Raw genomic sequence first — 12,496 nt, 5'->3', positions numbered from 1 at the left:
TTGCTTGATACTTGTCATATTTTCTTACTATAATAGTGGTATGTTTACCTAATACAAGGAGGATACATATGTTTTCGTTCTTTTCTCAAATTATGATTGTCTTATGGACAATTTTCTTGTTAGGAATGATGTCAATTGGCGGATACTTTATGTTCAGAAAGTTTTTGAAAAGATTACCTAAAGAAGATGGGAAGTCGATTTTAGATTGGCAAGAAGAATATTTACAAAAAACAAGACATTTATGGTCGACTGAACAGAAAGAATTACTTGAAGAATTAGTAAAACCAGTTCCATCTTTATTTAGAGACATAGCTCGAGATAAAATAGCTGGCAAAATTGGTGAATTGGCGTTACTAAATAACGCACCACAAATTACTCAAGGCTTAATTATTGAAGGATATATTAAAGCAACTCCAAAGAGAGATCATGCATTTTTAATTAAAACACTAAAGAAAAAAGAAATTGATTTTACTGAATTTAAGCATTTACTTGCAAAATAAAAAGTGTACCAAAAAAAAGGTACACTTTTTATTTTGTATAACAACTACTAATACCTTGGTTTTCAGACTGATTGCGAGCGTTTGTCAACAGTCTATAACGTGTACCAAAAAAAGGTACACGTTTTTTCATGTGATAATTGTATTTGAAGGAAGCTGTCTTCTCATTTTTTGATATGATTTATACATTGCTAAGCGCCAAGGTACAATCATTGAAAAGGCTAATAAGAAGAACATTCCACTCAGTTGACCTACATCGATTGATGAACTTAAATATAACTTCATTACGATTCGAACGACTAATAACCCAAGTAGGATAAAAACAAAAGCTTTCGATCTTTTTAAATAAATTTCATTATCGACAATTTCAAATTTAGATGTTTTAATCAAAAATAACGAAAAAAATACTCCTATACAAACAGCTTCTACTATTTCAGAACCAGTTAATCTAAACTCCGGTACTAAGTACATTAAGGCTCCACTACTCATAAAAAATGGAGGTAAAATTATTTTTTTAAGGTTTGTAGGCTTTTTAGCAGCTTTTAGTCTAACGACAATTACACCCAATGCCATAAAAGTTGCTACTACTGTGCTAAATATAATACTCATATCTTTACTCATTTTTTCACTACCTTTTTTCTCAATCTTAAAGTATAACAATCTTATGTTATTGACCCCTCATAATCGATCTTACATAGAAACTGATTATATAATACTTCTTCTAGCACATCGATGCAAATCCAATAACTACAAATCCTGCATTTTTTTACAATGGAAAATCTAATTTAAAATCCAGTAAAGCCTCCATAAAATCTAGTAAAATAAATTGTTATTTTAGTCAACCAATCAAAATATAACATGATTCCCATTATGATCATCATATATCCACCAAAAACGACGATTTTATGTGAATACTTTTTAATCCATCTTAGTGACCCCAAATAAAATGACAAAACAAAAAATGGAATGGAGAATCCAAGTGTATAAGCTAGCATATAAAATAAACTTGAACTTGGATTACTTACTGCAAGTGCAAATACCGAAGTTAAGATTGGTCCAGTACAAGGTGTCCAACCTGCTGCAAATGCTAATCCAATTAAAGTAGAACCTAAATATCCTGAAGGACGTTTTGAAAATTGAAACCTTCGATCATTCATTAAAAACTTCGGTTGAAAAATCCCCGTCACGACTAATCCTAAAAATACAATTAAAATAGCACCAACTTGTCGAATAAAATCTTGATAACGCATAAAAAATGAACCAATTATAGAAGTACTAAATCCTAATACGATAAAAATGATTGTAAAGCCTAGTAAAAAGAACAAAGCATGTAGTAAAGTTTTACTTTTATGTATTCTTTTTTCATTCTGTAAATCACTTAAAGATACCCCTGTAATATACGATAAAAACGCTGGATAAATCGGTAGACAACATGGAGAAATAAAAGAGAGAAATCCCGCTCCAAATGCAATACCAATATTTAAATCCCCCATTAACTTACATCCCTTCTCATCTTTACATTCTAGATAATATTATAACAGAATTGTTTTTTATTTAATATTAAAAGTAGTTAATAGACCCGCAATCGTACACCAATATTAATAACCTTTAATAATAGATTCATTACCAAAAATTGAAGAATAATGATTAAAATGGAATATTTTCATTAAAATTTCGGCACACTTCATAATAAACTAATTTATTTAAGGTGGAAAAATGTTTAAAAAAATATGGCCAAGTATGTTTTTATTATTAATCATTATCATTTATTTTTGGAATATATTACCTATAATTTATAAATTTCGTGAATAAGTCGAAAATTTTTTATGGCATTTCAAACTATTCCTCTAATTAATTTCAAACGTAAATTAATATAAAAAAATTCAGTAAAGATCTCAAGTCTATAAAAATTTATATTTTCAGTACTATAAAAATTTTCTTAATTTTATAGTATAATCATATGATAATCTTTTAGTAGCACAACATTTTTCAAATACTAAAGAAACAAAAAAATATAAAATAGGTTTTTATCTAGCTGTCATCACAGTTATTGAACTATATTGTTTTAATTCAGGTAATAGAAGGGAGTTTATAACTTAATATGTCTACTGTTTTGCAACAATCAAAAACTACACACACAAAAGCGAATCGTAGTAAGGAAATAAAGGAAGGATTTTTAGCGTCTGTTCCTTTAATTATTGGCTATTTGCCGGTTGCTTTTACATTTGGATTAATTGCAAAGCAAGCTGACATTGATGTACTAAATACGATTTCATTTAGTGCGCTAGTTTATGCTGGAGCTAGTCAGTTTATGGGGTTATCAATGTATTTGGTAGGAGTTAGTTTGTTCCAAATCTACATCGCAACATTTATTTTAAATTTTAGAAACTTTGTTATGAGTCTATCATTTAATCATCAGTTTAAAACACTGCCATTTTGGCATAGAGTCTACTTATCTATCACACTAACAGATGAAAATTTTGCCGTTACAACTTTAGGTAAAAAAAGCAGTTCAGAAAGTTATTCGTCCATTTATTTGATTACATTACATACAATTGCTTATTGTACTTGGATAAGCGGTACGATTTTAGGAGTCGTTTTTTCTAAACTGATACCAAAGATTATTAGCGACAGCATGGGAATATCTTTATATGCTATGTTTATTGGGTTACTAACACCAGCCATTCGTACAAATTGGAGAGCCTGTTTAATCGTTTTTGTGAGCATGCTATTAAACTTCATCCTTTCATCTTTTTTAAGCCAAGGCTGGTCTCTAATCATGTCTTCCATACTTGCTAGTTTACTTGCGATCATATTAATGAAGGGAGATCACAAAGAATGATTGTCTTTTTACTTGTTTTAGGAATGTGTTTAGTGACAATGATTCCTCGAATTATTCCAGTATTTATTGTTGATCGGATTCAATTTCCAAACTGGGTATCCTCTTGGTTAAAAGGCGTTCCATATGCTGCATTAGGTGCATTAATTTTCCCAGGAATATTAAGTGTTCAAAAAGGAAATATCAGTGTCGGACTGATTGGTGGATTAGTCGCAATTATCTTATCATTATTTAGATTACATATCATTTTCGTTGTTTTTGGAGCAATCGGAACGGTTTTAGTTATGAAACTTTATTTTTAGTTTTTTTCTCTACAAAAAAAGTCGCATATGCTGCGACTTTTTCTTTTTACTCGGCTAATAATAAAGAGCCTTTATTTTGTAATAGATACATATTATAGTACAATCCTTGCTTAGCCAATAGCTGTTGATGGTTGCCTTCTTCTACGATTTTCCCTTTGTGCAATACATATATGCAGTCAACATCTTGAATGGTTGATAAACGATGCGCAATGATCACAGTCGTTCGACCTTTTCTCATCTCTGTTAACGCTTCTTGAATTGCTTCTTCTGTTTCACTATCAATATTTGCAGTTGCTTCATCTAAAATTAGAATAGTTGGTTTAGCAGCGATCGTTCTTGCAAAGGTAATTAATTGGCGCTGTCCACTTGATAAAGTTGAACCTCTTTCAACAACTGCTTCGTCATAACCATTTGGTAATTTTTCAATAAATTCATTCGCTCGAACTAATTCGGATGCTTCTTTAATTTCTCGTTCAGTAATTTTGTTATTATACATCGAGATATTCCCTTTTATATCTCCGACGAATAAATATGGATCCTGTAAAACTAAGCCAATATTAGAACGTAATTCACTTTCTTCAAATGTTGATAGTTTTTGTTGATCAATCTGAATTTCCCCGTCCTTCACATCGTAAAAACGTAATAATAAATTCATAATTGTTGACTTACCACTTCCCGTATGACCAACAAATGCCACGGATTGACCTGGTTTAACTGAGAATGAAATATCATGAATGACATTGTGCACTCCGTCATATGAAAAAGATACATTTTTAAAATAAATGCTTCCTTCTTTTACTTTTGGTAAGTCAGTTCCAACTTTAGTAGGAGCTTTTTGTTCTTCATCCATTAAGTCAAATACTCTAGATGAGGATACGACTGCTTGCTGTAATAAAGATAATTTCATCATCATTTGCGTGATTGGTTCAAAAAATCTTTCTAAATAACTTACAAAAGCATAGACCGTACCGATCTCAACTGGGTTACTAAAAGAAGTAATACCAAAGAAGCTAAGAACAAACATGATTCCAATTGTATAAATTAAATCGGTTGCCGGTCTTAAAAATAGAGAATCTAATCGGATTGTTTTTACACCTGCATTAAAGTGCGACTTATTAACTTCCTCAAATTCATTTTGTAATCTTTTTTGTTGGTTAAATGCTTGAATGATTGACATACCTTGTAAGTGTTCGTTTAATTTAGCATTTAGATTACTTAACTGCCCTCTAGTTTCCATAAAAAATGGAAAACTCTTTTTACGATAGGTTAGTATAATAAAATAAACAATGAAAACTAACCCTACACAAATCGTTGCTAACTTAGCGTCTAATGAGTACATTGCAATAATGATTCCCACTAAAAAGACAATTTGTTGGATAAACGTTGCTAATACACTCACGTAAAAATCTTTTATAGCTTCTGTATCATTCGTAATTCTTGACACAATACTTCCAATCGGCGTTTTATCAAAAAACGAAAAAGCTAATGAATGTACATGTTCATAAACTTTCATCCTTATATCTTGAACAACTTTAAAAGCAATTTGTTGAAACATTAATAGCTGTAAATACGATAAAACGATTTTCCCGATTGTAATTGCAACATAGATAGAAAATAACGTTACGATTGCATCTTTTGGAAAATATCTCTTCATTAAATGATCATCAAGAAATCTTTTAACTAAAATTGGGCCATACATTTCACATGCTGTTGCAAGGAATAAGAAAATAAATGCAAAAGTCAGTAACACTTTATATTTTTTTAGAAATGATAGAAGACGAATTAAATCTTTTTTCTGCCTTTTCACATCGATTTCAATCTCCTGGTTCATTTTATCTCCCTCCTTGCTCTACAAGTTCTTCTAGTTGTTGTCTTTCAAACATTTCTTTGTACCAACCATCTATTTGAACCAATTGATCATGCGTACCTCTTTGAATAATTTTTCCTTCATCTAAAACGATGATTAAATCACTATGCATGACAGCACTCAAGCGATGAGAAGTAATAAACGTTGTTTTTCCACTTCTTTCATCTTTTAAAGATTGTAATATTTTTTCCTCCGTTTTAGCATCCACCGCAGATAAACAATCGTCTAATATTAAAATATTAGGATTTTTAATTAAAGATCTAGCGATTGAAATTCTTTGTTTCTGGCCACCAGATAATGATACCCCTCTTTCTCCAACAATCGTGTCGTAGCCTAATGGGAATTCTAAAATATCATCATGAATATTCGCAATCTCGGCAGCTTTGTGTACTGTTTCGATTGAAGAATCAATTTGGCTAAACGCAATATTTTCCTTAACTGTAGTTGAAAATAAGAAATGTTCTTGAGGTACATAACCAATATGAGATCTCAATGATAATAAAGTTGTATCTTTAATATCTAAATCCCCGACTGCAATACTCCCGTTTACTACTTCATATTCTCTAAGTAGAAGTTTTAAAAGAGTTGTTTTTCCTTGACCGGTTTTACCAACTATTCCAATTGTTTGGCCTTCTTGAACATTAAAATAAATATCCTTTAATTCAAAATTTGATTCTTCATTAAACTTAAATGAATCGATTGAATACGTAATTTCACCCATCGGAATTTTTTCTAACGCATTTTTTTTATTTTTAATTTCAGGTTCAACAGCTAGTAAAGATCGTATTCGATCATAAGAAGCGCGTCCTCTTTCGACAATATTAAATAACCAACCTATTGCAAGCATTGGCCATATTAAAATACCTAAATAAGTAACAAATGTAATTAATTGCCCTACAGTAATATCGTCTGCAATTACTAATCTAGAACCATACACAACCGCAATCATATAGCAAATCGAAACAACTAACATAATTGTTGGATCGAAAAGAGCATCAATTCTGGCAACTCTCATATTATATTTCACTACTAAATCCGCTTGATTTTTAAAAGCACTTACATCTTCTTTTGTTTGCCCTAAACTTCTAATAACCTTTAAACCACTCATACTTTCTTGAACCTTATTATTTAATTCTGAAAATGATTCTTGCGCTAGATGAAAACGTTGATGCAATAATTTACCATAGTATTGAGTCAAAATGGCCATAATCGGTAATGGCAATAAACTAATAAGCGTTAACTTCCAACTTATTGAAACTGCCATCATAATTAGTACCGATCCACCTAAAATAATCGAATCAACAAAAGTTAAAATCCCAGCCCCAGCTGTTTCACGTACAGCTTGAACATCATTCGTTGCATGAGCCATTAAATCTCCAATTCTATTTTTTTGATAAAAAGACGGAGACATTTTCGAAAAATGATTATATAAATCATCTCTAAGCTGTCTGGCTAATTTTAAAGAAGAGCCAAATATTAATCTCCTCCACCAATATCGAAATGCATAAAGAAGCAACCCATTAACAAAAATTAAACCTACCCAAAAAAGTAAATTTTTACTATTAAGTGAGTTTTTTATCATTTCATCAATTACATAACCAATAACCTTCGGAGGTAGTAGCTCTAAAATTGCAACGATTACTAATAGAGATATACCCCATACATAACTTCTTTTTTCTTGTTTAAAAAACCAAAACAAATCTTTAAAAACTGACATTTCTTCACCCCCGCAATGCTACTAAACTTAAATTTATAATTTTTAGAAAACTCAAAACATAGTGTTCATTATAACATAAAATTTAAATTATTCTTAATTATCTGCTCATTCAAAATGGTTGTTAATTTAAGGTACAGCTACATTTATGAGATTCTTTAAAATGAACTAGAATGACAAAAAATAGAAACTTGCTTCAATTTAAATATTCCACTAAAAACATAAAAACCACTTACTATTGGAAAATTCCAATAAAATAAGTGGTTTCTGATTCGTAAAATGATTCATGATTTAAATAATTACAAATTCTTAATGAAGGATTTTATAAATACTGTTTCCTAAATAGAAAATGTTCAATATTTATTACATAACAAGCTATAAAGCCTTATATTTTAAAAGGTTTTATTATTTTGTTTGGTTGTTCATAGCCTTCATCATTTGGTTAATTTTCTTTTGTGAAGGTTTTTGTCCCATTTGAGCCATCATTACTTTTAACATTTGTTCATTAATTGGTGGATTTTTCTTTAGGTAGTTCATTGTATATTGACGAGCTATGAAAAATCCAATCGCTACACCTGCAATTAATGCTAAGATGCCGACTAGAAAGTATACCCACATTTTATTGCTTCCTCCTTAAAATCATCTAGAAACAATTTTACTAAAACTAACCAGTTTATACAAGAGCAAACTGCAATTTAATCGTTTAAATATACTTTTGATAGGCGATAGGTCGTAGCCAGCCAAATCGCTGATCCTTCACATCAATAGCAATGAATGTTGAACGAAATTTTCTTAATAGCTCAAAGAATATTGTTTCTGCCTCTAAAGATCCTTCTGCATATAAAATAAGTTCGTGAGGATAAAGTTTTAGCTGAGCTTTAGCACCATCAACAAGTTCGAGAAGATACTCTCCAGTTTCCTCATAAAAGTAAATCTGTTGAGAATCAAATTTGCGAATAAATGTATGTAGCTCGAATAATGGTATTGGTTCTGTTATATATTCTAATTGTTTTTCGATTATTTTCCTTAAATCAATAGATGAATAATAATACTCATATACTAGTTGATATATTTTATGCTCTTTCCCATAAAATTCTATAGACAGTGGTTCTCGAATTAAAAAAATTTTATATTCCCTCATATCTTGTCCACTCCCAACAACTATCTGTAAGGAAGATTATATATAATTCCATTCAAAATATTTGTCATTTTAAAGGAGTGAAAATCAACTAGTTTTGTCGAAAAATCTTTAAAAAAGCATTATATTGAAAAAGGTTTAGGAAAAAGGAAAAGAATTTAAAATTCTTTCCCTACTTTTCCCATCTTATTCCTTATTTTAAAACTTTTTTTGCTGCTGAAACAACGTGATCAACAGTAAATCCGAATTTCTCCATTAATAAGTTACCTGGAGCAGATGCGCCAAATGTATCGATTGAAATAACTTCTCCATCAAATCCTACATATTTATGCCAACCGAATGAAGAACCCATTTCTACGGCTACACGTTTTGTAACCTCTTTTGGTAATACTGATTGTTTATATTCTTCAGATTGCTTTTCAAATAAGTCCATTGAAGGCATCGAAACAACTGATGCGGAAATTCCTTCTGCTGCTAATTTTTCTTGTGCCCCAACTGCTAATTGTACTTCACTACCTGCTGCAATTAAGACAACATCAATTTTATCTTGTTTTGCAGGAGAAATAACGTAAGCACCTTTGGAAACTTTGTTATAAATATCAGTAGTTGTCCCTTCTAATGTTGGTAAATCTTGACGAGACAATACTAACATTGTAGGTGCATCTTTAGCTTCTACTGCCACTTTCCAAGCTGCAGAGCTTTCATTTCCATCTGCTGGACGAATGACATTTAAATTAGGTAATGATCTGAATGCTGCTAGTTGTTCTACAGGTTCATGAGTAGGTCCGTCTTCACCAACTGCGATACTATCATGTGTAAATACATAAGTAACTGGTAAATTCATTAAAGCAGCTAAACGAATTGCAGGTTTTAAGTAATCTGAGAATACAAAGAATGTTGCGCCAAACGCATGAACACCACCATGTAGCGCCATACCATTTAGTGCTGCACCCATTGCAAATTCACGTACACCAAACCAAATATTACGTCCATCATAGCTTTCTCTCGTAAAGTCACCTTTACCATTCATATACGTTTTATTAGACCCAGCTAAGTCAGCAGATCCACCAAAGAAACTAGGTAGTACGTTTGCAATTGCGTTAATTGCTTCACCTGAAGATGAACGCGTCGCAATTTTTTTACCTACTTCATATTTCGGTAATACTGTTTCTAAATCTACAGTAATATTACCTTCAATTGCATTCTTTAATTGAGCTGCTAATTCAGGATATTTTTCTTCGTATTTTGCAAAAGTAGCATTCCATTCTGCTTCTTTCTTTGCACCAGCTTCAACAATTACTTTATTAAAATGCGCATACACTTCTTCTGGAACATGGAATGCATTTTCATAACCCCAAGCATACGCTTGTTTTGTTAAAATTGTTTCTTCTTTTCCTAATGGCTCACCGTGAGATTTTGATTTACCAGATTTATTCGGAGATCCGTAACCGATTGTTGTTTTCACTTCGATTAAAGTAGGTTTTGATAATTCTTCTTGCGCTTTTTGGATCGCTTCAGTAATTTCATCTAAGTTATTACCATCTTCTACTCGAATAACTTGCCATCCATAAGCTTTAAAACGGTCTTCTACACTTTCAGAGAATGAACGATTTAATTCACCGTCTAGTGAAATATCATTTGAATCATAAAGAACTACTAAACGACCTAATTGTAAATGTCCTGCTAATGAAGCTGCTTCTGCAGAAACACCTTCCATTAAATCTCCATCACCACAAATTGAGTATGTAAAGTGGTCAACTACATTTAAATCTTCTTTATTATATGTACCTGCTAAATGACGCTCTGCTAAAGCCATCCCAACAGCCATTGCTATACCTTGTCCTAATGGACCTGTTGTAGCTTCAACACCGTGTGTATGTCCAAATTCAGGATGTCCTGGCGTGTTGCTTCCCCATTGACGGAAGTTTTTAATATCTTCAATTGAAACTTCATAGCCTGATAAATGTAGCATGCTATATAGTAACATTGAACCATGCCCTGCAGATAACACAAATCGGTCTCTGTTAAACCATTTTGAATTTTTTGGGTTATGATTCATAAATTTTGCAAACAATGCATACGCCATCGGTGCAGCGCCCATTGGCATCCCTGGGTGGCCAGAATTTGATTTCTCGATTGCATCAATTGATAATGTACGAATCGTATTAATTGCTAATTGTTCAATATTATTAGACATAATTTTCGCTCCTTTAGCTTATTCATAGATATTATCATATAATTTACCATGATTTATTACAATAACTAACACTTAATTTTGACATTTTTAAGAAATTCTTACCAAGAAATAGAAAAAAGCAGAACATTCGTCTGCTTTTTTCTGTTATTTTCACGAAATATTAAATTGTTAAACCTTATTTTAATGTAAGTTATTTTTACGCTTTGCTTTTTCATATTTTAACTTAGCAGGTGTAATATCATTCCCTTTTTCATCGACAATTTTAAGTGAAGTTAATTCATCCATCATACGAGAACGGAAATCAGCTAAATATTCTTTTCTTAATTGATCTTGTTCAATTTTCTCTTCAGGACTTAACCCTACTTCTTTTGCCTTTTTTGATAATGCATTTATTCTATCTAATGTTTTTTTAGTAACCATTAGTAACCTCTCCTTTATTTGTATCTTATCTATTTATTGTTAGTTCCATCACTTTGATATCTGACGACTAGATCTATGTTCTTTCTAAGCGAAAAACTCTCGCTAACTAAACAGAGGCAAAAGATCCACTAAGTAAACTTTTGAAATGAAGAAAGCGTTCGTTAGTGTCTGATATCTATTCAATGTATCCCATCTTACAATAAATTGCATTAGCTTTCAATATTGGAGATTACTTTCGTCTGTCCATTATACTTTCTATTAACAGTTGCCTTTGTAACGTTAAATCCAAATCCTATTTAGGGTAGCTGCAATTTTTTCTTCAAATGTAAGTTCGTTTTTACATAATCTTACAATTTCGAGTAATTTCAATTACTCTCTACCAACTAAAAAAATTTACTATTTAATAATATATTTACTTGTTAATAAAAAAAATAAGACCATTTTATCTTAGCTTTATAGACAAATTTAAATGAAAATAGCAAAACTAATACATAATACTAATACAATATGATTGTTTTGTCGGCCGTACAAAAGAGCTCTGTCACTATCTATAAAAATAGTCTTAGCTTATCTAATTAATTCGTAGTATTTAATTCTTGTTTCTGTTTTTTGGAATAAACACTTATAAAGATAAATGATGAGACTAAGAAAATGAAAAGAATGACTCCTACGATTTCGAAATCTAGTTCTGCCCATGGGTTAAAAAATGTAAATGCTAGATAGAAGGAAACCCCATATGCCAAGACGACAATCACCCAACCCATTACTCTTGACGCAGTTTGACCGATTTTACTGGACTGGTTCACCATTTTATAGACAATCATCGAATCAATTGTATCCGTAATCATCATCCCAAACATAAAAACTAATCCTAATATTAAAGGTGTATATTCACTAACATTTCCTGCTGCTAAGGACCAGACTGCTGTTTGACTTACTGTCTCTGCAGCCAAGGCAAATAAAGCACCTACTAAAATAATTAGAAAAGGATTTGTCGTCCCCTTGGCAATTTTTGGTATAAACTTTCCTTTTAGTCCGCTTAGTTGAAACTCTTCTTGATTGTTTCTTGTCCGTAAAAGATTATATGTATTTAACGTTCCAATAAGGAATAAAGAAGTAATCGATACCCAAGATGCAATATTATCAAAATAAGCTGGGAATGAAAAATTCTCTATCACCATTCCTAAAATACCTGCTGTTAGTGCAACCATTCCTCCGTGTCCGAATGAAAATAATGTCCCTACCCAACGAGCAAACGAACTGCCCATTCTCCAATTATAACGAGTTTGTCCATCAATAAAGGCAAGATGATCAGCATCCAGCCCATGTCGAAGCCCCAATACAAAAACAAGTAAATACAATGATATAGTTTCCATAAAAAATTCCTCCTTATTTTAAACAGTTGCAACATAAAAAAAACAATCCTAACTGACAGATTAAGGATTTTTTTAGGACGTACAAATAGTAGACAAACTATGATGTCTGTAATTACCACCCCGAGATTAAAGATGATCCATTTATA

At 31.4% G+C, this 12,496-nt stretch carries 12 protein-coding genes; 3 read left to right on the top strand and 9 right to left on the bottom strand.

Annotated features, from left to right (window positions below):
* Window positions 1-68 precede the first annotated feature (68 nt).
* Window positions 69-500, top strand: a complete 432-nt coding sequence (locus tag ACSBO6_RS08915; protein WP_098847965.1) for a DUF2621 family protein — start codon at window positions 69-71, stop codon at window positions 498-500.
* Window positions 501-626: 126 nt separating this feature from the next.
* Here ACSBO6_RS08915 and ACSBO6_RS08910 read toward each other — a convergent pair whose 3' ends face one another.
* Both ACSBO6_RS08910 and ACSBO6_RS08905 read right to left on the bottom strand, forming a co-directional pair.
* Window positions 627-1,106 carry a CcdC family protein gene (locus ACSBO6_RS08910; RefSeq protein WP_098848197.1) on the bottom strand — a complete coding sequence of 160 codons (480 nt, stop codon included), beginning with the start codon at window positions 1,104-1,106 and terminating at the stop codon, window positions 627-629.
* A 176-nt stretch (window positions 1,107-1,282) separates the two neighbouring features.
* Window positions 1,283-1,990, bottom strand: a complete 708-nt coding sequence (locus ACSBO6_RS08905; RefSeq protein ID WP_498844509.1) for a cytochrome c biogenesis CcdA family protein — start codon at window positions 1,988-1,990, stop codon at window positions 1,283-1,285.
* Window positions 1,991-2,598: 608 nt separating this feature from the next.
* Here ACSBO6_RS08905 and ACSBO6_RS08900 point away from each other — a divergent pair.
* Window positions 2,599-3,339: an AzlC family ABC transporter permease gene (locus ACSBO6_RS08900; protein WP_098847960.1), complete on the top strand. Its 741-nt coding sequence runs from the start codon at window positions 2,599-2,601 to the stop codon at window positions 3,337-3,339.
* On the top strand, window positions 3,336-3,638 hold the full coding sequence (locus ACSBO6_RS08895) for an AzlD domain-containing protein (RefSeq protein ID WP_098847957.1): 303 nt from the start codon (window positions 3,336-3,338) through the stop codon (window positions 3,636-3,638). The genes ACSBO6_RS08900 and ACSBO6_RS08895 overlap by 4 nt, the downstream gene beginning before the upstream one ends.
* A gap of 46 nt (window positions 3,639-3,684) precedes the next feature.
* On the opposite strand, the gene ACSBO6_RS08890 is transcribed toward ACSBO6_RS08895, so the two are convergent.
* The 7 genes from ACSBO6_RS08890 to ACSBO6_RS08860 form a co-directional block, all read right to left on the bottom strand.
* Window positions 3,685-5,469, bottom strand: a complete 1,785-nt coding sequence (locus ACSBO6_RS08890) for an ABC transporter ATP-binding protein (protein ID WP_498844508.1) — start codon at window positions 5,467-5,469, stop codon at window positions 3,685-3,687.
* 1 nt (window position 5,470) lies between these two features.
* Window positions 5,471-7,222 carry an ABC transporter transmembrane domain-containing protein gene (locus tag ACSBO6_RS08885; protein WP_498844507.1) on the bottom strand — a complete coding sequence of 584 codons (1,752 nt, stop codon included), beginning with the start codon at window positions 7,220-7,222 and terminating at the stop codon, window positions 5,471-5,473.
* A 402-nt stretch (window positions 7,223-7,624) separates the two neighbouring features.
* On the bottom strand, window positions 7,625-7,837 hold the full coding sequence (locus ACSBO6_RS08880) for a YneF family protein (protein ID WP_056476721.1): 213 nt from the start codon (window positions 7,835-7,837) through the stop codon (window positions 7,625-7,627).
* 85 nt (window positions 7,838-7,922) lie between these two features.
* Window positions 7,923-8,360, bottom strand: coding sequence for a sporulation inhibitor of replication protein SirA (sirA, locus tag ACSBO6_RS08875; protein ID WP_098847950.1), 438 nt, complete (start codon window positions 8,358-8,360; stop codon window positions 7,923-7,925).
* 190 nt (window positions 8,361-8,550) lie between these two features.
* On the bottom strand, window positions 8,551-10,554 hold the full coding sequence (tkt, locus tag ACSBO6_RS08870; protein WP_098847948.1) for a transketolase: 2,004 nt from the start codon (window positions 10,552-10,554) through the stop codon (window positions 8,551-8,553).
* A gap of 180 nt (window positions 10,555-10,734) precedes the next feature.
* The gene (locus tag ACSBO6_RS08865) at window positions 10,735-10,974 is read right to left on the bottom strand and encodes a DUF896 domain-containing protein (protein ID WP_098847946.1); all 240 of its coding nucleotides are present in this window, start codon (window positions 10,972-10,974) and stop codon (window positions 10,735-10,737) included.
* Window positions 10,975-11,549: 575 nt separating this feature from the next.
* Window positions 11,550-12,350: a HoxN/HupN/NixA family nickel/cobalt transporter gene (locus ACSBO6_RS08860; protein ID WP_098847944.1), complete on the bottom strand. Its 801-nt coding sequence runs from the start codon at window positions 12,348-12,350 to the stop codon at window positions 11,550-11,552.
* Between the last annotated feature and the right edge of the window lie 146 nt (window positions 12,351-12,496).

The organism is Bacillus sp. AL-1R (genome assembly GCF_052180195.1).
Taxonomy (GTDB): domain Bacteria; phylum Bacillota; class Bacilli; order Bacillales; family Bacillaceae_G; genus Gottfriedia.
This window is presented reverse-complemented; position numbering and strand designations above follow the sequence as displayed.